Raw genomic sequence first — 23,290 nt, 5'->3', positions numbered from 1 at the left:
ATGTCTTTAATTTCCAAAAGGCTGGGTGGCATTTACGCCCCAAATTTTTTCATAGCAATGCTGTTACCGCTATTAAAAATAAAAAAGGGATTGAGCGTCGTTATCGCTCTTGTCATAACGCTATTTCAAAATATAACTCTGTTTTTCATGCATATGTCCCGGCAAAGTTTATCTAGCAAATTTTGCAAGAAGCTTATGCTGACTATGTGTTTGGCTTGTCAGTTCCCGCAATGCCAATGGCAACGTCAGCAATGGACATTGGCGATAAAGTTAGGCCATATCAAGTTTGATTACTTAAAAATGATGGTGCTAGCGAAGTTTATGTTGCTGACAATTAAAGCAAGAAGCTGTGTCAGTGAGTATAAATTTGCGGTCAATTCAAGTAAGGAGCAATACCAGTGATTAAAAGTAAAAATCATAGCAAAGGGTGGGTAATGGTTGGCTTGGGGCTATTAACCATGAGTAGCTTGACTGTTTTTGCAGAGCCGTTATCTCAAAAGGCTGAAATACTTTCTTTTGAGCAAGCGATTAGCGTTGCACAAAAGAACGACCCTTGGCTAAAAGGAAATCGTCATCAACAAAGTGCTATTGAATCTTTAAGTATTGCTGCTGATACATTGCCTGATCCAAAAATTTCTGTTGGTTTGGTTAATATGCCTACCGATAGTTTTAATTTTAATCAAGAAGGTATGACGCAATTTAAAGTCGGTATTAGCCAAGTGATCCCTCGAGGTGACACTCTGGAACTCACCAGTCGTCAATTAAAGATCAAAAGCCAAGGGTATCCCTTTCAACGAGAAAACAGAGAAGCGCAAGTTGCGTTAACCGTGGGGCAATTATGGCTTGATGCTTATCGTGTACAACAAAGTGTTGTCTTAATTGAAAAAGATCGTTCGTTATTTTTACAATTAGTAGACATTACCGAGGCGAGTTATTCAGCTGCTTTAGGGCGAACCCGACAAACCGACATTGTTCGTGCGCAGTTAGAATTGACTAATCTAGATGCACGTTTGGATGTGTTAGCACAAGAGAAAAATAAATTTGAAGGACAATTGTCACAATGGTTATCCGATTATTTATCAGGGCTTGATGATCCGCTATCGACTCATTTAGCACTGCATGACATTAATTTAGGCAAACAGATCCCACAAATGGATTTGCAACAGAGTGAGCTAGTTTATGCTGATAAATGGCACAAACCTGAACAATTAATAAGCTATTTTGCTCAGCACCCTGCGGTTATCGCTTTAAATAAAAGAATTGAAGCGACTAAAACAGGCATTGCGTTAGCGAAACAGAAATACAAACCTGAATGGGGTGTTAACGCAGGCTTTGGTTCTCGCGGTGACGATCCTACCGGTAATAGTCGTGCTGATTTAATGTCTGTAGGGGTAACGTTTGACTTACCATTTTTCACGCAAAACAAGCAAGATCAAGATGTTAAATCAGCAATATCACAAACTGAATCGATAAAAACTGAAAAGCTATTATTACTTCGTCAGTTGCTTAGTAACTATTCGACGGCCAAAGGGCGTTTGTTACGACTTAATGATCAACAACGGCTTTATCGAGAAAAATTATTACCACAAATGTATGAACAAGCAGAAGCTTCTTTAACCGCTTATACCAATGATGACGGTGATTTTTCTGAGGTTGTTCGAGCTCATATCGAAGTACTCAATGCTGAAATTAGAATTTTAACCTTAGATGTAGCACAACAAAAAATTCTATTAGAATTAAATTATTTATTTATTGGTGCAAATAAAGCGACCCGATAAATTGCCAAATACGGAGAAAGACATGAGTTCAAGTAATAAATCCCAAATGAAGGGTGTAGTGATCGGTGCCGTAATTGGTGCTGTTGTAACATTAGGTGCCTATACTGCATTTGCGCCATCGGATCAGGCTAGTTCTGCGGGGGGTGAAAGTAGTGAACCTGCGAAGGAAAAACCTTTGTATTGGGTCGCGCCAATGGATGCTGATTATAAAAGTGATAAACCGGGTAAGTCGCCAATGGGTATGGAGCTGATCCCTTATTATGGCAATACTGGTTCTGGCCCTGATGAAGGAAAAGGCACCATTCGTATTTCCCCTGATGTTATTAATAACTTAGGGGTACGTACTGTCAATGCAGCATACCAACCATTGCATATGCAAATCGATACTGTGGGTTATGTTGCCTGGGATCAAGATGCTTTAGTCCATATTCACCCGCGAGTAGAGGGCTGGGTTGAAAAACTTTACGTTAAAGCAATTGGTGACCCGGTTAAAAAAGGTCAACCTCTATATGATATTTATTCGCCTGAATTAGTAAATGCCCAAGAAGAATTATTATTGGCATTAGATCGCAGCAACCAACGTTTGATCACCGCCGCGGAAAATCGTTTAGTTTCGTTACAGATCCCGAAATCAGCCATTATTCAATTAAAGAAAACCAAAAAAGTCCAACAGAATATTACTTTTTATGCGCCACAACAGGGTGTCGTGAAAAACTTAAAAATTCGTGAAGGTTTCTTTATCCAACCAGGCTCAACCATGATGTCGATTGGCGATTTAGCTGAGGTATGGGTTGAAGCGGAAGTATTTGAGCGCCAATCCGGACAAATAAAAATCGGTACTCCTGTAACCATGACGTTAGATTATTTGCCGAGTAAAGAATATAACCTTAATGTCGATTATATTTACCCAACCTTAGACCCTAAAACACGCACAATGAAAGTAAGGATCCGTGTAGACAATAAAAATGGCGACTTTAAACCCGATATGTTTGCACAAATTAGTCTGCACACCTCGGGTGATGAAAGTGCGCTATTAATTCCCAAAGAAGCCTTAGTGCGAACTGGGCACCAAGATCGGGTGGTATTAGCACTAGGTCAAGGTAGCTTTAAAGCCATTGAAGTTAACGTTGGCCGTTTTGATAGAGATAATGTGGAAATATTATCAGGCTTAGCCGCCGGTGAAAAAGTGGTTACCTCTGCACAATTCTTACTCGATTCAGAATCAAGCAAAACCTCTGACTTTAAGCGTATTAACCATGAACAAGCTAGCAAGGCTAGTAAGGACATGGCTGTTAAGGACATGGAAGGTATGGATAATGGCTCAATGGCAGGTATGGATCATAGCTCAAAGGAAGGTATGGATAATGGCTCAATGGCAGGTATGAATCATAGCTCAATGGAAGGTATGGATCATAGCTCAATGGCCGGTAAGGATATGAAAAAACAGATACCTTCAGCCATGGTTAACGGTACCGTTAAATCAGTTATGGTTGCACACCGAATGGTGAATGTTGACCGAGAAGCTATTGTCGATTGGGATCGTCCTGCCGCTAATGTTGATTATATTGTCAGCGAAGATGTCGATATGACGTTATTTACCGAAGGTGCTTACGTGATGTTTACCTTTGAAATTCGAGAGGGTGACTTTGTTATTGTTAGCGCCATGGCAATGGCGGCACCTGAAGGTTCAGTTAACGAACAAGGCGAGGGTCAATAATGATAGCTAATATTATTCGCTGGTCTATTGCAAATAGATTTTTTGTGATGCTAGGCACATTGGTCATTATGGGGTTTGGCATATATTCAGTCAAAAACACCCCGATAGATGCCTTACCGGATCTGTCCGCTGTGCAAGTTATTGTCAAAACATCTTTTCCAGGCCAAGCGCCACAAGTGGTAGAAGATCAAGTCACTTATCCGTTAACAACGGCAATGTTGTCGGTGCCGGGTGCGGAAACGGTTCGAGGTTATTCATTCTTTGGTGACTCATATGTGTATGTTATTTTTGATGATGATACCGATATGTATTGGGCGCGTTCTCGGGTGCTTGAATATTTAAGCCAAGTAGCGCCAGATTTACCGGCGGCGGCTCGTCCACAACTAGGACCTGATGCCACCGGTGTAGGTTGGGTTTATTTATACTCGTTAGTGGATAGAACAGGTAAACATGATTTAAGCCAATTACGCTCTTTACAAGACTGGTTTTTAAAGTATGAACTACAAACGGTAGCGGGTGTTTCTGAAGTTAGTACTCTTGGCGGTATGGTTAAACAATACCAAGTACAAGTTAATCCGGATAAATTACGTGCCTTTGGTTTTTCGCTTTCTCATATTCAAAAAGCTATTAAACGTGGTAACCAAGAAATTGGTGCTTCGGTAATTGAAATGGCAGAAGCTGAATATATGCTGCGCGCTACCGGTTATATTGAAAGCGTTAAAGATTTAGAGAGTATTCCCTTAGGTGTTAACGATGATGGTACGCCAATATTGCTCAAAGATGTGGCAGACATTGGTACTGGTCCACAAATGCGCCGTGGTATTGCCGAACTTAATGGTGAAGGCGAAGTCGTTGGCGGCATTGTGGTCATGCGTTTTGGCGAAAATGCACAAGATGTTATCAACCGTGTTAAAGCAAAGCTTGAGAAATTAAAAAATGGTTTGCCTGAAGGGGTCGAAATTGTCCCCGTGTATGATCGTTCTTCATTGATCGAACGCGCAGTTAATAATTTAGGTTTTAAATTACTGGAAGAATTTGCAGTAGTTGCACTGGTTTGTATGGTGTTTTTATTTCATGTGCGCTCAGCATTAGTGGCCATTGTTAGTTTACCTATCGGTATTTTAATGGCCTTTATTGTTATGCATGCCCAAGGATTAAACGCCAATATTATGTCATTAGGGGGTATTGCCATTGCGATCGGTGCGATGGTTGATGGTGCTATTGTAATGATAGAAAATATGCATAAACATATGGAACGAACACCGCTCACTAAACAAAACCGATGGCAAATTGTAGCAGATTCGGCTGCGGAAGTTGGGCCAGCATTATTTTTCAGTTTGTTGATTATCACAGTCAGTTTTATGCCAATATTTACCTTAGAAGCACAAGAAGGTAAAATGTTTGCTCCATTAGCCTTTACTAAAACGTATGCGATGGCGGCTTCAGCGATTTTAGCTATTACCTTAGTGCCAGTATTAATGGGTTACTTTATTCGCGGTAAAGTGTTACCTGAGCATAAAAACCCGATAAATAGATTCTTGACTGCCATTTATATGCCGGCATTAAAAACCGTTTTGAATTTCCCTAAAACAGCCATATTTATTGCGCTGTTATTACTGGGTGTTGGTGCGTATCCGCTTGATAAAATTGGCAGTGAATTTATCCCTCCATTAGATGAAGGTGATATAATGTATATGCCAACCACCTATCCATCATTATCTATTGGTCAAGCACGGCAGTTACTACAGCAAACCGATAAGTTGATTAAAACGGTACCCGAAGTTAAAACCGTATTTGGTAAAATTGGTCGTGCCGAAACGGCAACAGACCCGGCACCGCTTACTATGATCGAAACCTTTATCCAATTAAAGCCGCATGAGGCGTGGCGAGAAGGCATGACGACAGCAAAATTGATCAAAGAGTTTGATGCTTTAGTTAAATTGCCAGGGTTAACCAATGCTTGGGTGATGCCGATTAAAACTCGTATCGATATGTTAGCAACGGGTATTAAAACCCCCGTGGGTATTAAAGTGGCTGGCGCTGATTTAAATGTTATTCAAGGCATAGGTAAACAGCTTGAAGAAATTTTAGCAAAGGTTCCTGGTACTGCCTCGGTTTATTCTGAGCGTGTTTCGGGTGGTCGCTATGTAAAAGTTGATATCCAACGAGAAAAAGCAGCGCGTTACGGTTTAAATATTGCTGATATTCAGCAAGTTGTTGCAACCGCTATTGGCGGCATGAATATATCACAGACCGTTGAAGGATTAGAGCGATATCCTATTAACCTACGTTATCCGCAAGATTACCGTAATTCACCTGAAAAATTAGCCGCTATGCCAATAGTCACACCCAGTGGCCAACGAATTCCGCTAGGTGATGTTGCCAACGTGTATGTTGAAGATGGCCCTCCAGCCATTAAAACTGAAAATGCCCGTTTAAATGGTTGGTCGTATGTTGACATTGAAGGCATTGATATCGGGACTTATGTTGAAAATGCACAAAAAGTGGTTAATGAAAAATTAGTATTGCCAGCAGGTTACTCAATCAAATGGGCGGGTCAATATGAATATATGCAACGTGCAAAAGCGAAATTAATGTATGTAGTACCGTTAACCTTAGCGCTTATCGTTTTCTTGCTTTACTTAAATTTCCGAAATGTAATTGAAGTATTGATGATTATGGGTACTTTGCCAATGGCAATGATCGGCAGTGTTTGGTTAATGTACATTGAAGGTTATAATTTTTCGGTGGCAGTCAGTGTTGGTTTTATCGCCCTGGCGGGGGTCACGGTTGAGATCGGGGTAATTATGTTAGTTTACCTAAATCTTTCGTACCGAGAGATGTTAAAAGATCACCAGGAAAAAGGGTTATCTACTAATCGTGATGATGTCTTTAAAGCGGTATTAGAGGGTGCAGCTTTGCGTATTCGCCCTATTATGATGACCGCGGCGGCCATTATTGCCGGCTTACTACCGATTTTATATGGTACAGGCACTGGTTCTAAGGTAATGAGTCGTATCGCTGCTCCTATGGTGGGCGGTATGGTAAGTTCGGTAATTTTAACCTTGTTAATACTGCCCGCGTTATTTTTCTTGTGGCGTGCTTCAGGATTAAAAAAAGCAGACTAGTGTAGGTGGGGGGTTAACCCCCACTTGGTTAAGATGTTAATAAATAACAGTCAATACCCGTCTACAATATTTTATAGGGGGGTATTTATTTACGTTATACCCAAGTGAATTTTAAAATACGTTGAGTTTATTTGGCTATAAAAATATTAAGGGCAAGGGCAAGGGCAAGGGCAAGGGAAATAGATGAGTGTCGGTCTCTTGAACAGATCATATAAGGACTGGCCTAACGCCAATATAGCTTTGGCTATCGGCTATCCAGCCACTCTTTCATACTATTTATCTGAGCCTTGCAAAATGTTATTCAAGCTCACGATGCCGGTCCTTGTTAGGTGATGAGTAGAATTGCCGCTCCAATGGTGGGCTGAATGGTCAGTGCAATAATACTGACTCTATTAATTGTTACTGTTGTGTTTTTTTATGGCGTCGTTATCAATTAAGCCATAAGCAAGGGTATTTTTTTGTTATACTCATCGTAATATAAATTATTGATTAAATTGATATTAAACTAATGTCGGCATATTGTGTTTGTAACGATTTTAATGATTATATTGAATAAGTTTACATTGCTTAAGCTAGCACGTTTCACTATGATCAATACAAAGTAATTGGAGAATCTATTTTGCATAAAGCTCGCTTAATCATGATGTTTGTCTTACTGACGTTTGTCGGTCAGACTTTTGCGTCTGTGATTGTGCCAGGTAATATGCCAATGAGCTCAATGACTTCTTCGAATATGCCTGTAGATAATGGCAATCCATGCCACGATGTTAGTATGCAAGTGGCTATGACAAGTGATAATGCTGATGATGATTGCTGCGCCCAAGCTTGTCATTGCACTGTCGGTTCATGCTTATCTGTTGGTTTAATGATGGCAATGCCAACCCTTAAATCTGAAGTCAACTTATTCAATTCTACTGCTATGTTTACCTCAGAACTTATGCCTCAGTATCGATCTTCTTTATATCGTCCTCCTATATTTGCCTAACATAGGCACAGTTATATCTTTTTATTGCTAACTGTCCTAACCAATCATGTGTTTTATATTTGTTTAACTATTATCGGTTAACAAACTGACATTGAACCGTGTTGTTTAATGTTACGAAATTTGATTTGGAGGCAATATTATGTCTGCTACATATCACAACTTAGTCGTGTTTTATCGTGTTATTGGATCTATTCTTATGATGCAAATAATGGGATTAACGTTATCTGTCCAGGCTGCGGAACTCGACACCACAGCCCCATTACTCACTGTCTATAAAGATGCCAATTGTGGCTGCTGTGAGAAATGGCTGACTCATATTAGTGAGCGCGGATTTAGTGTTAACGCCCACAATATTGACAACCTTTATGAGTTTAAACAATCAAAGGGTATTCCTACATCTATGCAATCTTGTCATACCGCAGTGTCATCTCAAGGTTATGTGTTTGAAGGCCATATTCCGGCAAAATTTATTAGTCGTTTTTTTGGCAACACCACCTAAAGATGCTATCGGCCTAACCGTGCCGGCTATGCCTGTGGGCAGTCCTGGTATGGAGTACCAAGATAAATTTATGCCATACGACGTTTTACTGATGAAAACCGATGGCAGTAGCCAAGTTTACGCCCAAGTGAATACTCTTGAGGAGTCTGTAAAATGAAATCTCAATATATGATAAAGCCAATTATTCAAACCATAGATAATGAACCTAACAATAGCCGACGTCGGTTTGTGTTTGGGGCTTCCGCCATGCTGGCCTTGATGTCGATCCCTTTTCCTAAAAATGCCTTTGCCAATGCGTTGAGCCAATCTTTGACTCAACTCTCTGGCAAAGTGTTCGACTTATCAATTGACTATAAAATGGTTAATTTTACCGGAAAATCTGCTCGTGCCACGGTGGTAAATCAATTACTACCGGCTCCGTTATTGCGTTGGAAAGAAGGCGAGACGGTCACATTAAGAGTGAAGAATAATCTGGACCATGATAGCTCTATTCACTGGCACGGTATTATTTTACCTACCGAAATGGACGGTGTCCCAGGTTTTAGTTTTGATGGTATTAAACCGGGTGAAACATTCGAATATCAATTTACCGTTCACCAAAGCGGCACATATTGGTATCACAGTCATTCAGGATACCAAGAACAAACGGGTTTATACGGTGCCATAGTGATCGATCCTGCCACACCCGATCCGGTCATATATGACCGTGAATATGTGGTGATGCTGTCTGATTGGTCAGATGAAGAACCTGAAAACATTTATGCCAAATTAAAAAAACAAGCTGATTATTATAATTATCGTGAACGTACGGTAATGGATTTTTTCTCTGACGTTAATAAAAATGGTTTAGCCAATACCTGGAACGCACGTTCAATGTGGAATAACGCGCGCATGAGTGACCGAGATATTTCTGATGTTACCGGTTCAACTTATACCTACCTAATGAACGGAAATCCTCCAGAACAAGGCTGGCAAGCGTTGTTTCAACAAGGCGAAAAGGTGCGCTTACGCTTTATTAATAGTGCTGCGATGACCATATTTGATGTGCGTATACCGGGTATTAAAATGACGGTTGTCGCCAGTGATGGTCAGAACATTCAGCCTGTTTCTGTGGATGAATTTCGAATTGGCGTCGCCGAAACCTATGATGTGGTCGTTGAACCAGAGGTCGATAATGCTTACTGTATTTTTGCTCAAAGTATTGACCGGACGGGCTTTACTATAGGTAATCTCACCTCAAACCCCAGTCTATATGCCTCTATCCCCAAAATGGACCCTGCACCAATACTTGGACATAGTGATATGGGCATGGATATGAGTGGTATGGATCATAGCAAAATGGCCATGGATGCGGGTGATATGCAAGGCATGGATCATAGCAAGATGGCCATGGATGCAGGTGATATGCAAGCCATGGATCACAGCAAAATGGGCATGGATGCAGGTGATATGCAAGCCATGGATCACAGCAAAATGGGCATGGATGCGGGTGATATGCAAGGCATGGATCACAGCAAGATGGCAAAGGATGCAGGTGATATGCAAGGCATGGATCATAGCAAGATGGCAAAGGATGCAGGTGATATGCAAGGCATGGATCATAGCAACATGGCCATGGGCGCTGGCAAAACTGCCTTGTCAGACTTAGGACTTGCTGGCTTTGGCAGTAACAATGAAATTAAACACATTGATACCGAATTTGGTCCACAAGTGGATATGCGAGCCGATGCGCCCCAAAGTGGCTTACAGGATCCCGGCATTGGATTACGTGACCATCAACAGCAGTTAAACCGCAAAGTTTTAACCTACGCCGATATTAAAGGCTTACATCCTACTTACGACACGCGCCAACCCAGTCGTGAAATTCAACTGCATTTAACTGGCAATATGAACCGTTATATGTGGTCCTTTAATGGGGTGAAGTTTATGGACGCCGCGCCATTAGAGTTTGAGTACGGTGAAAGACTGCGGATCACTTTAGTTAACGACACTATGATGACTCATCCTATTCACCTACATGGTATGTGGAGTGAGTTAGAGACTGGCGATCCTGATTTCATCCCACGTAAACACACTATATTAGTTCAGCCAGGCTCTAAAATTAGTTACTTAGTTACAGCGGATGCGATAGGGCAATGGGCATACCACTGTCACCTGTTATTCCACATGCCAGGCATGTTCAGAAGAGTGGTCGTTAAATAGGGGAATCAATATGAATAAAGTTAATTTAATTGTCTTTGGGCTATTGAGCCTTAGTAGCACATTCGCCAGCTCATTTGTGTATGCCGGTGGTAATGATGACCCCTTATTAGCCAAAGTGATGCTTGACCAACTTGAGAGAGGGGTTGATCCACAAGACGCAACACAATTTTCTGCACAAGCTTGGCTAGGTTACGACTTAAATAAACTGTGGCTAAAAACCGAAGGCGAATATTTAAATAGTGACGAACAAGACCTTGAAATTCAAGCCCTTTACAGTCGGCCTATTGCGCCATATTGGGATATACAGCTAGGTGTTAAAACCGATATTAAACCATCGCCTACCCGTAATTGGGCCGTCATTGGTGTTCAAGGTTTAGCGCCGTATTTTTTTGATATTGATGCTGCCTTGTTTGTTAGTGAAGAAGGCCGTACGGCCATGCGCTTGAGTGCAGAATATGAACTGTTAATTACTCAACAACTGATACTCAGTCCAGAAATTGAAGTGAACTTATTTGCTAAAAATGACGCAGAGCTTGGGATCGGTTCTGGCGTATCAGACGTGAGCGCAGGGCTACGACTGAGATACGAAATAATTCGAGAATTTGCTCCATATATAGGTGTTGATTGGCGCCAAAAGTTCGGAAATACAGCAGATTACGCTCGAAATGAAGGGGACGATACACAAGAAACACAGTTGGTTATTGGGTTTAAAGCTTGGTTTTAAGCCATTATTTAAGTACGTTTTTTCGATAGTTAAAACACAAAAGGAAATATTATGAAGTTATTTAACAGCGCTTTAGTTGCAACCGGTCTATTTTTGAGCGGATCCGCATTGGCTCATGTCGGGTTGAGCGATTCTATGCCCGCTAACGGAGCCATGGTGAGTCAGGCCCCAACAACACTTGAACTGACCTTTACTGCTCCCGTGCGTTTGGTCAAGTTGACAATGCAAGATGAAAAGCAGCAAAGCATACCACTAACATTACCATCAAGCGCGACCAGCCAAGAGGCGTTTTCATTCGCCCTACCAGCATTGAGCGCAACTAACTATACGGTAAATTGGATGATCATGGGTGACGATGGCCATAAGATGAAAGGCAACATGAGCTTTATGCTGCACAATGCTGGCATGAACACTCACAGTGCAACACCTATGTCGATGGATCACGACACAAAAGAGCATACTGAACATCAATAATTGGATACGTAAATCATGATATTAACCGTATTTGAAATATCGGTATTGATGTCAAAATGGGTTATATATCTTAGTGTTGCCGCCGTTATTGGCGGCACATTGATGCAACATCTCATTAAGGCTCAACCTAATCTCAGAATTAGCGTTGCTAAATATATCGGTTTAGGTGCCGCTTTTGGATTGTTGGCCGTTGGTATAAATTATTTTGCTCAAGTCGGTTCTTTTGCTGAAACAGGATTGATGGGAATGTTTGATGCGCAGATGCATGCTTTCCTATGGCCAACTCAAGTAGGTGACACAGTCTTTTGGCGTTTAATTGGTTTTGGTTCAATGCTATTAGCAAGCTGCAGGATGTTGAGTAAAAACAATAATATTAGACATTTGTCGGTTGCAATATCTATCATCAGCACCCTGTTAATTGCTATCACGTTCACTTTTATTGGACACAGTGCAGAACTGGGATTGATTGCCCAAGGGTTGATACTGATACATGTATTAGTTGTAGCAAGTTGGATAGGGGCTTTTTATCCGTTATGGAAACTATGCAATATCGATGACAACATCGTCATACAAAATGTCATGGATACATTTGGTCGTATAGGCATAGGGATTGTCATTCTAGTGTTGCTTTCAGGCATGGGAATGGTGTGGATGTTGTTTGATAGTCCCACTGAATTACTCAGTTCAGATTATGGTATAGCGGTCACCATCAAGCTAAGTTTAGTCGCTATAATTTTGCTTATTGCGGCTTGGCATAAATTTATTTTAGTGCCGAATTTAACTATTTTTACAGCACCACTCGCCAAACGAAAGCTACAAAAATCGATTGGATTAGAAGCATTAGTTGCCCTGATTATATTAGCCACAACAGCAATACTTTCGAGCGTGCTAGGTCCTATTAGCCTTGGATAATCGCTATAAATTAACAGAGAGATAATAATGAAAAATAGACCTGTAACAATATTATTAACGGGCTTGATATTACTTATATCGACAGGGAACAGCAACTTAACGTTTGCCCATGGTGATGAAACTCACGCCATTGAGAAAAGTGAGTTTGTCGGTGTTGATTCAGCTGCGGGTAAGGTCGTTAAACAGTTTCATAATGCCTTACAAACAGGGAATGAAACCCTTATTAGGCAATCATTAGCTGAAAACGTCCAAATTTTTGAGGGCGGCAAAGTAGAACGATCACTTGCTGATTACGCCAGTCATCACATGCATGCCGATATGGCTTACTTAAAAAGTTTATCGATTACGCTCAAAGAACATCGAGTTACCATAACGGGTGACATCGCTATTTCAACTGCAATCAGTCACGCACAAGGAGAATATAAAGGCAAAAGTGTTGACTCAATAACCATGGAAACCCTGGTATTAGTCAAACAAGTTGATGGTAGTTGGAAAATTACCCACGTGCACTGGTCGTAAAGGTACAGATTTCATTATGTAGATAAAGGATTATCTTGAGCTACTTTGTCGGTGCTCCCAAGCAAACCACAATGACTCATATCATGCTGAGGCATGATACTTTATGGAAAAGGACTTCCAATTTTTACTATTGATTTATAGTGACCTAATGTAAATGCGTTGGGATAATTATTCGCGTACGAATTTACTGATATACTTAAATTGAGTATACAAAATTAAGCGGATCACTATGATTAAACCAGAAGTTCCAAAGAATGAAGCAGAGCGATTACATGCGTTGAGAGCATTAAAAATTCTTGATTCTTCGCACGAAGAGCGTTTTGATCGTGTTACTCGTATGGCTAAACGTATGTTTAACGTATCCATTTCACTTGTTAGCTTTGTTGACGAAGATCGCCAATGGTTTAAATCCAAGCAGGGAATTGATGCTTCCGAAACGCCTCGCGATATATCCTTTTGTGGACATGCCATTAATCAAGATGGATTATTTATCATTCCAGACGCCTCAAAAGATGAACGTTTTTTTGACAATCCTCTTGTTACAGATGCTCCAAACATTCGATTCTATGCCGGTTATCCTTTAAATCTTAGGCAAGGAATAAATATAGGTACTTTATGTCTTATTGATTCTAAACCTAAAATCCTTAATGAAGAAGACCAGCAGTTGCTTAAAGACTTAGGGACTATGATTGAGCAAGAAATTGAATCTATTCAACTTGCTACGTTGGATGAATTAACCTTGATTTCTAATAGGCGCGGTTTTTTGACTCTGGTTAATCATAGTTTAAAAATGTGTCGACGTAATAAAGTGCCAATGTCATTTATATTATTTGACCTAAACAGATTTAAGGCCATTAATGATGAGTATGGCCACCATGAAGGCGATTTTGTCTTAACCACGTTTGCAAACATAATGCTTGATTCATTCCGTGAATGTGACGTGATCGGTAGGCTGGGTGGAGACGAGTTTGTTGCGATGCTCAGTGACTCTGACGGGGTAAAGGCTGATTTAGCGTTAGCGCGATTTTCTGCCGCGGTGAAAAGGGTAAATGAAACCTTAAATAAGCCATACCAAATTGAGTACAGTGCAGGTGTAATGCATTTTGAACATGATACGGATAAGTCAATAGAAGAGATGATCCAAGATGCGGATGCAGCAATGTACGAAAACAAAAGAGGTAAGGTTGGATAGATTGATAGGGGCTCGTGACGATAAAACATATTTTATTGAACAATGATGTCTAGTCAATTTTATAAGCTCAGCAGACGAACCAACATCATTAATATGAAATGATATTGCTCTGCTGATCAGTCGAGTGCTGATCAGTCAATATTTAGTTCCAGGGTTATATCGTGACGTTAGAAATTTAATAGGGGGTGAGGCTATTATGCGTATATTTTGCTAATGAATATCGTTAAAGTAAATAATTCCAATCGGCGAATTGAGCGACGATGAACGAAAAAATGGCATTACCTGTACTCTATTCTTTAAGAAATTGCCCCTACGCGATGCGGGCTAGATTGGCCATTTATGCATCTGGCCAACAAGTTCAGCTGCGCGACTTAGTGTTAAGTAATAAACCGGCTGAGATGCTGAACCTTTCGCCCAAAGGTACAGTCCCTGTTTTAGTCACCGCAGATAACCTCGTCATTGATGAAAGTCTATCCATCATGCAGTGGGCATTTTCGCAAACAGACCCTGATGATTATCTTAATAAAGCAGCGCCGAACGCTATTACTGATATGTTGGCTGTTATTGCGCGATTTGATAATGAGTTTAAGGGACATTTAGAACAGTATCGCTGCGCTAAACGTTACCATGAGCCGTCACTCATCAAAGTTAGGCAGCAGTGTGAACGATACCTTGCTGATTTAGAGTCACGCCTTTGCCTGCACCCATATTTAATGTCTGACACCCCCAGTTTAACTGATTTGGCATTAATGCCTTTTATTCGTCAGTTTGCCCGAGTAGAGCGGCAATGGTATTTACAATCTCCCTATCCCAAATTGCGCCAGTGGCTTAATCACTATTTACAGAGTCGAATGTTCAGCAAGGTAATGGCGCAATATCCAATGTGGTTAGACTCAAAAGAAGACGTTGTTTTTGGAGACAGTCTGTAGCGTTGGCTCGGTCATTTAATCAGGGCTCTATTGTTACAGACTCGTTATCAATGTCTTTGATATTGCCCAATCTATTTTGAATTGCAAAGTAAACGGATTTTGCAAGATAATGAATTAACATTTGCCTTTAGCCCGATTAACCATTTCATATCTTCAAACTTGGCAATAAATTGGATGTCAGCTAAAACGGTGATGAAGGATGGCAAGTGTTTGAAATCTAGACTTTTGGATTAGAATAATGAACTGATGCGATCAACTCAATCTGTATACAACAGGCAGTATAATGATGAAGGGTATAATGCATATTTCATTGTTGAAGACCCCACCTGAGTGGGGTCTGCGATTCTCCTACATGGAAAGATCTTCACGCCATTCGTACAAGGCGTAGTGAGTCGACTCAAAATGGGATGCCCAGCGTTCTAAAGTCTGTTTGGCTTTATCTTCGCTACCCAAATGCATTGCCAACATTTTGGCAAAACCAGTCTCAGGAGGTTCCATCTCGGCATAACTTTTATAAGGCACGGCTAACATAAGCACGCTGGCGCCACCAACACTAGACTCCCACGACCATGAATAAGGCCATTTTTGTACTTTTGCCGCCTCACTCAATATTTTTTTGTCTTCTTCCATTGCGCGCCAGTGACCTTGCTTCACCGTATAGTGCGTTACCCCCACATATTTATAGGTTAACTCATCTGCCCATTTACTATTGTCCATGTCCATCATCGAAAAATAGTGTTCATATTTATCGACTAATTTATCGACATTTTTTTGCCAATCGGTCATGGGATCTTTATCTTCACTCCACTGGCGATATTCGTCAAAACCTTGCCAGCCAAAGCAGCAAGAACGAATAACGTAACGGTCTAACTCATCTCCTAACACAGGCACATAAACGCGCCAGCTGCGAGGATCATTGAGTTCAGCTCGACGTGCCACATGTTTTTTGAAGGCCTGTTCAAATTCCATAGACTTTCCGTCTTTGGGCGTCATTATCCAAGAATCTGACAAGCTTTCTTTGGCCCACGCCAAAGGAGGCAGCAGCATGCCCCCTACGATGAGGGCGATGAATAGAGATGGAAACCATCTTTTCTGTATATTCATTTGTTGGTTCCTTAAGAAGTTAATAACAGCAAAGCGAGTATCAATACGCAGCAGATTACAACTTTTGAAACGTATCCTGTCGATTAAAGATAGCAGGTTGAAAAATGACCAGCCGGAGTGAGTTAGACTAAATTAATATAATCATGCTGAATTATGGAGGGATTGGTTATATGCTTTAATGTTATTGACCTATATGTTCTTAAGGACTGGTAGCGGAAATACGTTAGCCAAATTAGTTGCCACTTTTACCATTATTATTAATTTTTTAGCCGCGTTGTTAGGCCAAAATTCGCAAAAAAAGTCAGCGAGCTCGCACAATTAAGTCCATTAATTAATGGACGCTACTAGGCTGTTATTGAGTCGCACTAAAAATCAAATATATCGGTCATGGCACGGCTGTTTAATCCAGAACAGGCGATAGTGCTAGGATAATTTCCTGAGTTTACAAGATACGCATAGGAAGCTATTTATAAAGAGTAGCGATAACTCGTTGTAAATTAAAAATTCACAAATGCAATCAAAAACGGTTATCAAACGTCTGACTAATTGAAAGCAATATATTTTTGTATTGCTCACCGTGAAAGGGAAAACTCAAATGAATAAACAAGCAAGAGTAGCGAGCTCAATAGCAGGTATCTTAGCTTTAGGCATGTCAGTGACGGCGAATGCCGTTCCGGATCAACCTAAACAATGGGAAAAATGCGCAGGTATTGCAAAAGAAGGTAAAAATGACTGCGGTTCATTAGACGGCAAACATGGTTGTTCAGGCCAATCAACGGTTACTAATTCGGTTCAGGAATGGGTTTATGTACCCGAAGGAACGTGTGAAAAGATCACTGGCGGAATAGTGGCTAAAATAAAACCGGCTAAAACAGAAAAATCATAACATGATGCAATTACCAAAGGCTGCTGGCGTTGGACTAAGAACACCTCATTTAGATGTTGTAATAAGTGAGCGTCCAGTTATGCCTTGGTTCGAATTATTGGCTGACAATTGGCTAGCTAGTGGTGGTTTAGATAGTTACGTTTTGGCGCAAATCTCAGAGCGATATCCAATTGCATTACATGGCGTGAATTTATCGCTTGGTAGTCTCGACCCCTTGGATTTTGACTATCTTGGTAAAATTAAAGCACTCATATCAAAAACCGGTGCGTGCCACTATTCTGAACATTGCAGCTTTTCCGGTGTTGCCACATTACGCACTCCGGATTTATTACCAATGCCTTATACCCAAGAAGCTTGCGAGCATTTGTGTAACCGTATTCAAGTCGTTGAGGATTTTTTAGAACAAACCATCCTACTTGAAAATGTATCTGGGTATATCGAATGTCAACAGAGCATCATGACTGAAGGCGAGTTTATTTGCCAGGTTGTTCAGCAAGCTAATTGTGACTTATTACTTGATGTAAACAATCTATACGTAAACAGTGTTAATCATCAATTTGATCCGATCAGTTACTTACAACAATTACCTATAAACCGAATAAAGGAAATACATTTAGCCGGTTTTGAACGTAAAGACGGATTTTTACTCGATGGGCACAGTAGCCCAGTATCCAACGAAGTATGGGCATTATACAAGAAAGCTCTGGCATTAACGGGCCCGACACCAACACTCATTGAGTGGGATAACAATATCCCGGTTTGGTCGGTACTTATGTCCGAAAGAAACAAAGCTCAGTTATTGCTCGAAACAACCCCAAAGGTGCATGCATGACATTACAAGTATGGCAAGAGCAGCTAACTAGGTATGTGCAACCGAAAACGGACAATGCCCTGCAAGCTTCGCCTCAAATATTGACATCGACTTATGCTCAAAAACGCATGGAAACCTATCGTGGTAATTACACCTCGGGACTCGTGAATATGTTGTTTATTAGCTACCCTCAGGTTGCTAAGCTAGTCGGAAATAGTTGTTTTACCCAATTGGCGACCGATTTTGTTAAACAAACATCTTTTACGCAAGATAACATTGACCAATATGGGAATACCTTCCCTGATTTTATAGAATATTGCCTTACTCATCATAAAACACTAGCTTCAGTGCCGTATCTTGCCGATGTCGCACGATTAGATTGGATATGCATCCAGAGCTACTATGCAAAGCCGCGAGAGATTTTTCAGTTTGATGCCTTTGGACAACTATCGCAACAACAACAATTATTGTGTAAATTTAACTTGGTTGATGACATCAACCCACTTATCTCCGTGTGGCCACTAGTTGATTTGTGGCGATTTTATGACCAAGACTTGCCACTGGCTTCTATTTCTAAGGGACGAGGCGATCCTCTCGTTGTGCAACGGCCACAATACAAGCCCATGGTTTCCGCTATTACCAAAGATGATTTTTTATTACTTAAAGATATCGCCCAAGGTATTGCTCTAGATGATATTTCACAGCGTGATGAAACTGCCTTGCCGCGTTATATTGAGCAAGGCTGGATTGGTGGATTTTACCTATGACGATGCAACTGAGTCATGATGAATTACAACTGCTTTACCGCTATTGTTTGGCCCTAACAAATCACAATGCAGATGCTCATGATCTGTTGCAAAGTGCATTAGAAAAATGGGTAAAAAAAACCAGTGAGCAAACTTTAGGAATGGGTTACTTGAGGCGCATTATTCGTAACCAATTTATTGATGATTGCCGTCGTAAGAATAAGATCGTTTTTGCTGAGTTCAATGAAAATATCACCACCTTAGAATCTACGACTTCGTTCGAGCAAATCCTGATAGATAGTGACGATATAGAGCATTTACTTAAGAGTTTTAATGTGGCTGAGCGTGAAACACTTTTCCTTTCGGCGGTAATGGGATATACCGCCACTGAAATAGCTGAACAAACAAATGAGCCACGAAGTACGATACTTTCTAGGTTACACAGAATAAAGAAAAAAGCGGTCGTCATTGCAGATAAAAGCCTGCCCCCACAACAAGGAGAAAGCAAATGAAAAAATCCTTGAAGCAAGCAACAAAAGATCACTACAACCAGCAAAATTTAAGTGCGGCGCAGCTTGGCTCATTGAACGCGATATTATCCACATCAGAAAATAACAGTGAGAGAAATATAGATAGTCAATTATTTACGATTAAACATAGTAAGAAGCAGAGCCGTTGGCTAGCAATAGCCGCGACGTTTTTATTGGGAATAGCGGTCACTTTTTATATGCAGATTGAAAATTCGACTTATGGTGTGCAATTAGCGCAAGAAGTTGTGGCAAATCATGTTCGTTTACGACCGCTAGAAGTAAAAAGCGATAGTTTTGCAATAGTGAGTTCTTATTTTACTGAACTCGACTTTAATCCGGTTCAATCAGCAGCGACCGAGCTGAGCGGCATGACAATGTTGGGAGGACGATATTGCTCTATAAAAAGCGAGATTGCAGCGCAACTTCGCTATCAAGATAAACAAGGTAACATGTTAACACTCTACCAAGTCGGCTTTGACGCCGAAAAATTTGGTGATATTCCGGCTAAAGAAAGTGGCGAAAAACCAACAACATATAACGTTAAAGGTTTTCACGTAACACTATGGACTGAGAATGGATTGTTGATGGCCTTAGTGCAGCCACTATAAACAAGGTTAGTTTCCAAAATTGGTTTGAGGAATGTGAAGTTGTTAAAAGAAGGCCGTTGAGTGACTTTTCGATCAGCCTAAATACTGTGTCGTATTGAGTACCCGGCAAATCATTGAAGGTGAACATTCAATTCAATTCCAGTTATATACCGCGATGTAGAATATTACACTAAATGCATCACCAACGTTGCCAATCCAGTCTCAGACTTTACTGCTCGTTGACATCAAGACCCGCTAATCTATTTTGCATATAAAAAGGCTAGCGATAACGCTAGCCTTTTATTGGTATACCTAACCTCAACTCGGGGCAAGATAAGTAAACAACTGTTTTAGAAGCCTTTATTATCCAAAACTAAAGCTGCCTAGGCAAAGTGTTAGCTCGATCTTGTTACCATACTATGCTACTGATTGTTGCTCAACAGGATGTGAAATACCATCGTGCTTTGGGCTATAAAGCTTCGAGAACATCTGCATCAGCGCTTCGCGACGGATAACCCCACATAAACGACCATGCTCAACCACTGGGTAATTACTTGGTACCGTCGCAGATGCATCACGCAAGCGCTCTTCATAGCTCTGGTAGCCACCGCTGATATACATGCCCGAATCCGTCACAGGAAATAGTTTTTTCTTATCAACCACCATAAACTCAAGCAGTTGAGCAATTTTATCTGTAGGTGCCACGGTGAGCATCTTGGTTTGCATGATATCTTTCACTGAAATCGGCAAATCGGAAGCAAACTCCTCAGACCAAAGTGAGCGAATTAGATCTTGTTCCGACACAAATCCTAATAGCAGATTATCATTGTCGACCACTGGCGCACTGCGAAGGTTGTCTTTCGCTAACAGCGTAAGCGCCTGATAAATAGTAGTATCAACTGAAAGGGTGGTCGGTGAGTTGTCCATTAATTCACTAACGATAAGTTTTTGGATTTTATTTTTCATGGCTAAGTCCTCTTGACTTGGTTGATATTGAGTTTGTGAAGCATTACTTGAGTGTTGAAACTGTTCTGATATTGACTCGTTTTGTGCGTGACCTTGTGTAATAGGATTAATGTGTAGCGATGGCACCTCGTCAGTTACTTTTGCATTGGTGTTATCTATCCAAAAATAACCTAGGCCTACAAATACCGCGCCCCCTAGAATGTTGCCCAGCGTCACCGGAATAAGGTTATGAAGTACAAAATTACTAATAGTAAGGTCCGCAAAAACTTGTGGCATGACTCCCAAAGCAATGAAGTATTCATTCCCCGCAAAGTTTTGAATGGCAATTCCGAGCGGCACCATAAATAAGTTGGCAATACTATGCTCAAAGCCGCTGGACACGAACATCGCCACCGGCAATATAAGCAGTAACGATTTAGCTAAAGCGTCTTTGCAACTAAAGGTCATCCAGACACCTAGGCACACGAGCAAGTTACATAAGGTTCCAAGGGCAAAAGCCTGACTCCAATCATGGTGGATCTTGTGTTGTGCAACATGTAGTGCATTGAGCCCCCATTCATTACCATCCATGGCATACATTTTCGACATCATTACCAATCCCAGTATCAGCATTGCGCCACAGAGATTGCCAAAATACACGCGCATCCAGCAACCAAGCAACTGCTTGATCGTAACCCGTTTTTGTGCCCAGGCAATGGCGCTTAATACGGTACTGGTAAATAGTTCGCCACCAAGGACAACAACGAAAATGAGTCCTAGGCTAAAAGCGATACCACCACTAAATCTGACTAAGCCCCAAGAGCTCTGTGCTGAACCCGTCGTAACCGTAAGATAAAAGACAAATGCCAGCGCAATGAATGCACCTGCAAATACAGAGAGAGCAAATGACTGTCCAAAGTGCTTAGTGACTTTAGCTTGTCCATATTCAGCCGCTTTTTCAAAAGGACTCATAACAGCTGATTTATCAACCACGGCGAGATGACTTATCTGCCTTGCAGTTAATAGTTGTGGGTTCGCCCCTTGGGCGTCAGCCCCTCTCATAACGCCTTCCACAACGTATTACTGACGCCAAAGGGAGGGGGGTTCACATATGCTATATACATTGATAACTCCTTGAATGTGTTTGTTGAGTTGTTAGTGCCAGTTCAGAATACAGAATAAAATGCAAACAAATATTGAGACTTTTTTAGGTAATGTATCAATTAAATTGATAGCGCAATTGACACTGTTTTGGCTTTTTGGGCTAGGCCAATTCGACAAATGCTCATGAATGAAAATACATACGCTGACTTCACAGTAATGATAGATATGAGACCACACGCGCCCTCAAACCTAGCCATACAGTGAAAACAAAAAATTGATACTAGGTATCAATTTTTCAGGCCGCAGAAGGGGAGTTGATTTTAAGAGAATTTAATAAATAAAAATATTGTGCGTGCTTAACATCCAAACGGCCTAAATGGCATATCATTCACCTGTTATTGCAACATTAACGCTGGTTCCGCCAGTGTCAGAAATCAACAAATTAGGAAAAAGTTGTAAAACCGAATGATAAAACCCGAAACCATAAGGGTGGATCATTAATTGATTTGAAACGATAAGACTGGATCATAATAAGACATAATCCCTAAACGCAAACTGGTAAATAAATAGGCCTATTAGTGCCAAAATAGAAGTCACCCCTAAAACCTGAGATCACGCCAGTATTTAAGGACGTAGTTAATCTGCTATCTTGCGGCTCACCGCGTCGTGTTAAATACCCTTGGCCAGATCGAGCTTGTAAAGTAGCGATAACAGGATGAGTCGCCGCAACAGTGCTGATTTCCAATTAATTGCGATAGTTTTTTGGACTCCAATAACATCTAATTCCGATTAAATGGTTTGAATATCGAATTTTATAATCAAGGTCACACTGTATAATTTGTTTTTTGATTCAAAAGGCAAAATGATTGAATATGTCGCCATATTAAGAAATACGATTATATTTTGGAAAGTTAATGATTCGCTTAGTAGATATTCGCATTCGCCCTAAGATAATGAGCATGCTGGTGATCTTTGCTGTGGTCCCAATGATTGCCACAGCCATTTTCAGTGCGCGGTTAGCGTCAGACGCCTTAATTGAAAAATCTTTTCAAGAATTAAATGCAATACAATCGTAAGCGGTCAATTAAGCGGTGGAGCCCGATATCATCAAGCTTTTAGATCGGCATGCCAAGGTAATAAATCACTTAAATCAGCAAATTTATCCCGTTGTGGCAGTTCCGTGAAAAGTTTTTGGAAGTAAAAGTACGGGTTAATATCGTTGGCACGGCAAGTCATCACCAAGCTATAAAGTGCAGCACTGGCTTTTGCACCATTTACCGATTGGCAGAACATCCAGTTTTTCCGCCCCGTCGTAAACGGCCTGATATCGCGTTCAGTGACATTATTATCAATGCCTAATTCACCTGATTCAAGGTAACGCCTCAGTTTTTCCCACTGATTCAATGTGTACTTGATTGCTACCCCAATTTTACTTTTGGGCAGGACTGTTTTCTCGCTTTTTTCTAACCATTCATGCAACGATGTTAAGATTGGCTCAGCCTTTTCCTGCCGGAGTGA

Annotated in this window: 23 protein-coding genes; 20 read left to right on the top strand and 3 right to left on the bottom strand. The window is 40.9% G+C overall.

All coding sequences use genetic code 11. The features are described 5' to 3' along the window. From AAEZ02_RS09605 to AAEZ02_RS09540, 14 genes are all read left to right on the top strand, one after another. Entirely contained in the window at positions 1 to 402 is a 402-nt protein-coding gene (locus tag AAEZ02_RS09605) for a hypothetical protein (protein ID WP_233768526.1), read from the top strand. Beyond that, the gene (locus AAEZ02_RS09600) at positions 399 to 1,778 is read left to right on the top strand and encodes a TolC family protein (protein WP_233768525.1); all 1,380 of its coding nucleotides are present in this window, start codon (positions 399 to 401) and stop codon (positions 1,776 to 1,778) included. The genes AAEZ02_RS09605 and AAEZ02_RS09600 overlap by 4 nt, the downstream gene beginning before the upstream one ends. A gap of 22 nt (positions 1,779 to 1,800) precedes the next feature. Then, positions 1,801 to 3,495, top strand: a complete 1,695-nt coding sequence (locus tag AAEZ02_RS09595) for an efflux RND transporter periplasmic adaptor subunit (protein ID WP_351122859.1) — start codon at positions 1,801 to 1,803, stop codon at positions 3,493 to 3,495. Continuing rightward, a complete protein-coding gene (locus tag AAEZ02_RS09590; RefSeq protein WP_335687721.1) occupies positions 3,495 to 6,623 on the top strand; it encodes an efflux RND transporter permease subunit in 3,129 nt (1,042 codons plus the stop codon). The genes AAEZ02_RS09595 and AAEZ02_RS09590 overlap by 1 nt, the downstream gene beginning before the upstream one ends. Positions 6,624 to 7,242: 619 nt before the next feature. After that, a complete protein-coding gene (locus AAEZ02_RS09585; protein ID WP_351122856.1) occupies positions 7,243 to 7,608 on the top strand; it encodes a hypothetical protein in 366 nt (121 codons plus the stop codon). A 139-nt stretch (positions 7,609 to 7,747) separates the two neighbouring features. Continuing rightward, complete coding sequence (locus AAEZ02_RS09580) at positions 7,748 to 8,107, top strand: DUF411 domain-containing protein (RefSeq protein WP_233768523.1); 360 nt, start codon at positions 7,748 to 7,750, stop codon at positions 8,105 to 8,107. Next, positions 8,091 to 8,264, top strand: coding sequence for a DUF411 domain-containing protein (locus AAEZ02_RS09575; RefSeq protein WP_351122853.1), 174 nt, complete (start codon positions 8,091 to 8,093; stop codon positions 8,262 to 8,264). Before AAEZ02_RS09580 ends, AAEZ02_RS09575 begins: the two co-directional genes overlap by 17 nt. Beyond that, complete coding sequence (locus AAEZ02_RS09570) at positions 8,261 to 10,309, top strand: copper resistance system multicopper oxidase (protein WP_351122850.1); 2,049 nt, start codon at positions 8,261 to 8,263, stop codon at positions 10,307 to 10,309. The genes AAEZ02_RS09575 and AAEZ02_RS09570 overlap by 4 nt, the downstream gene beginning before the upstream one ends. A 10-nt stretch (positions 10,310 to 10,319) precedes the next feature. Then, complete coding sequence (locus tag AAEZ02_RS09565) at positions 10,320 to 11,033, top strand: copper resistance protein B (protein WP_351122847.1); 714 nt, start codon at positions 10,320 to 10,322, stop codon at positions 11,031 to 11,033. A 51-nt stretch (positions 11,034 to 11,084) separates the two neighbouring features. Next, complete coding sequence (locus tag AAEZ02_RS09560; RefSeq protein ID WP_351122844.1) at positions 11,085 to 11,507, top strand: copper resistance CopC family protein; 423 nt, start codon at positions 11,085 to 11,087, stop codon at positions 11,505 to 11,507. 15 nt (positions 11,508 to 11,522) lie between these two features. Continuing rightward, positions 11,523 to 12,419 (top strand): CopD family protein, encoded by an 897-nt coding sequence (locus AAEZ02_RS09555; protein ID WP_351077728.1) that lies wholly within the window; start codon positions 11,523 to 11,525, stop codon positions 12,417 to 12,419. A gap of 75 nt (positions 12,420 to 12,494) precedes the next feature. Continuing rightward, positions 12,495 to 12,938, top strand: coding sequence for a YybH family protein (locus AAEZ02_RS09550; RefSeq protein ID WP_124013753.1), 444 nt, complete (start codon positions 12,495 to 12,497; stop codon positions 12,936 to 12,938). A gap of 229 nt (positions 12,939 to 13,167) precedes the next feature. After that, positions 13,168 to 14,130 carry a sensor domain-containing diguanylate cyclase gene (locus AAEZ02_RS09545; RefSeq protein WP_351122842.1) on the top strand — a complete coding sequence of 321 codons (963 nt, stop codon included), beginning with the start codon at positions 13,168 to 13,170 and terminating at the stop codon, positions 14,128 to 14,130. A 260-nt stretch (positions 14,131 to 14,390) separates the two neighbouring features. Next, positions 14,391 to 15,059 carry a glutathione S-transferase gene (locus AAEZ02_RS09540; RefSeq protein ID WP_232772035.1) on the top strand — a complete coding sequence of 223 codons (669 nt, stop codon included), beginning with the start codon at positions 14,391 to 14,393 and terminating at the stop codon, positions 15,057 to 15,059. 348 nt (positions 15,060 to 15,407) lie between these two features. Here AAEZ02_RS09540 and AAEZ02_RS09535 read toward each other — a convergent pair whose 3' ends face one another. Further along, complete coding sequence (locus tag AAEZ02_RS09535) at positions 15,408 to 16,163, bottom strand: hypothetical protein (protein ID WP_157822176.1); 756 nt, start codon at positions 16,161 to 16,163, stop codon at positions 15,408 to 15,410. Between the two features lie 595 nt (positions 16,164 to 16,758). On the opposite strand from AAEZ02_RS09535, the gene AAEZ02_RS09530 reads away from it, so the two are divergent. Genes AAEZ02_RS09530 through AAEZ02_RS09510 form a run of 5 tightly spaced genes read left to right on the top strand, consistent with a single transcriptional unit; the run spans position 16,759 to position 19,744 of the window. Beyond that, entirely contained in the window at positions 16,759 to 17,049 is a 291-nt protein-coding gene (locus AAEZ02_RS09530; protein WP_124013738.1) for a BufA1 family periplasmic bufferin-type metallophore, read from the top strand. Between the two features lies 1 nt (position 17,050). Further along, the gene (gene bufB, locus AAEZ02_RS09525; protein ID WP_351077734.1) at positions 17,051 to 17,881 is read left to right on the top strand and encodes an MNIO family bufferin maturase; all 831 of its coding nucleotides are present in this window, start codon (positions 17,051 to 17,053) and stop codon (positions 17,879 to 17,881) included. Beyond that, complete coding sequence (locus AAEZ02_RS09520; protein ID WP_351077736.1) at positions 17,878 to 18,627, top strand: HvfC/BufC family peptide modification chaperone; 750 nt, start codon at positions 17,878 to 17,880, stop codon at positions 18,625 to 18,627. Before bufB ends, AAEZ02_RS09520 begins: the two co-directional genes overlap by 4 nt. Further along, the gene (locus AAEZ02_RS09515) at positions 18,624 to 19,118 is read left to right on the top strand and encodes an RNA polymerase sigma factor (protein WP_233768519.1); all 495 of its coding nucleotides are present in this window, start codon (positions 18,624 to 18,626) and stop codon (positions 19,116 to 19,118) included. The genes AAEZ02_RS09520 and AAEZ02_RS09515 overlap by 4 nt, the downstream gene beginning before the upstream one ends. Next, on the top strand, positions 19,115 to 19,744 hold the full coding sequence (locus AAEZ02_RS09510; protein WP_124013734.1) for a hypothetical protein: 630 nt from the start codon (positions 19,115 to 19,117) through the stop codon (positions 19,742 to 19,744). Before AAEZ02_RS09515 ends, AAEZ02_RS09510 begins: the two co-directional genes overlap by 4 nt. Positions 19,745 to 20,140: 396 nt before the next feature. On the opposite strand, the gene focA is transcribed toward AAEZ02_RS09510, so the two are convergent. Continuing rightward, on the bottom strand, positions 20,141 to 21,730 hold the full coding sequence (gene focA / locus AAEZ02_RS09505; protein WP_351122839.1) for a formate transporter FocA: 1,590 nt from the start codon (positions 21,728 to 21,730) through the stop codon (positions 20,141 to 20,143). Between the two features lie 956 nt (positions 21,731 to 22,686). Here focA and AAEZ02_RS09500 point away from each other — a divergent pair. Then, positions 22,687 to 22,848, top strand: coding sequence for a hypothetical protein (locus tag AAEZ02_RS09500; protein ID WP_351122836.1), 162 nt, complete (start codon positions 22,687 to 22,689; stop codon positions 22,846 to 22,848). Between the two features lie 31 nt (positions 22,849 to 22,879). Here the strand turns inward: AAEZ02_RS09500 and AAEZ02_RS09495 are convergent. Beyond that, a partial coding sequence (locus AAEZ02_RS09495) for an IS66 family transposase (protein ID WP_351122833.1) occupies positions 22,880 to 23,290 on the bottom strand: 411 nt, incomplete at its 5' end.

Source organism: Shewanella sp. T24-MNA-CIBAN-0130 (assembly GCF_040310185.1).
Taxonomy (GTDB): Bacteria; Pseudomonadota; Gammaproteobacteria; order Enterobacterales; family Shewanellaceae; genus Shewanella; species Shewanella psychromarinicola.
The sequence above is the reverse complement of the archived record's forward strand: the minus strand, read 5'-3'. Positions and strand labels throughout refer to the sequence as shown.

Coding starts and splice junctions, on each gene's coding strand:
- AAEZ02_RS09580 (WP_233768523.1), top strand. CDS start 7,748: ATGTCTGCTACATATCACAACTTAGTCGTGTTTTATCGTGTTATTGGA.
- AAEZ02_RS09570 (WP_351122850.1), top strand. CDS start 8,261: ATGAAATCTCAATATATGATAAAGCCAATTATTCAAACCATAGATAAT.
- AAEZ02_RS09605 (WP_233768526.1), top strand. CDS start 1: ATGTCTTTAATTTCCAAAAGGCTGGGTGGCATTTACGCCCCAAATTTT.
- AAEZ02_RS09565 (WP_351122847.1), top strand. CDS start 10,320: ATGAATAAAGTTAATTTAATTGTCTTTGGGCTATTGAGCCTTAGTAGC.
- AAEZ02_RS09500 (WP_351122836.1), top strand. CDS start 22,687: ATGATTCGCTTAGTAGATATTCGCATTCGCCCTAAGATAATGAGCATG.
- AAEZ02_RS09515 (WP_233768519.1), top strand. CDS start 18,624: ATGACGATGCAACTGAGTCATGATGAATTACAACTGCTTTACCGCTAT.
- AAEZ02_RS09520 (WP_351077736.1), top strand. CDS start 17,878: ATGACATTACAAGTATGGCAAGAGCAGCTAACTAGGTATGTGCAACCG.
- AAEZ02_RS09595 (WP_351122859.1), top strand. CDS start 1,801: ATGAGTTCAAGTAATAAATCCCAAATGAAGGGTGTAGTGATCGGTGCC.
- AAEZ02_RS09540 (WP_232772035.1), top strand. CDS start 14,391: ATGAACGAAAAAATGGCATTACCTGTACTCTATTCTTTAAGAAATTGC.
- AAEZ02_RS09535 (WP_157822176.1), bottom strand. CDS start 16,163: ATGAATATACAGAAAAGATGGTTTCCATCTCTATTCATCGCCCTCATC.
- AAEZ02_RS09560 (WP_351122844.1), top strand. CDS start 11,085: ATGAAGTTATTTAACAGCGCTTTAGTTGCAACCGGTCTATTTTTGAGC.
- AAEZ02_RS09510 (WP_124013734.1), top strand. CDS start 19,115: ATGAAAAAATCCTTGAAGCAAGCAACAAAAGATCACTACAACCAGCAA.
- focA (WP_351122839.1), bottom strand. CDS start 21,730: ATGAGAGGGGCTGACGCCCAAGGGGCGAACCCACAACTATTAACTGCA.
- AAEZ02_RS09590 (WP_335687721.1), top strand. CDS start 3,495: ATGATAGCTAATATTATTCGCTGGTCTATTGCAAATAGATTTTTTGTG.
- AAEZ02_RS09555 (WP_351077728.1), top strand. CDS start 11,523: ATGATATTAACCGTATTTGAAATATCGGTATTGATGTCAAAATGGGTT.
- bufB (WP_351077734.1), top strand. CDS start 17,051: ATGATGCAATTACCAAAGGCTGCTGGCGTTGGACTAAGAACACCTCAT.
- AAEZ02_RS09545 (WP_351122842.1), top strand. CDS start 13,168: ATGATTAAACCAGAAGTTCCAAAGAATGAAGCAGAGCGATTACATGCG.
- AAEZ02_RS09530 (WP_124013738.1), top strand. CDS start 16,759: ATGAATAAACAAGCAAGAGTAGCGAGCTCAATAGCAGGTATCTTAGCT.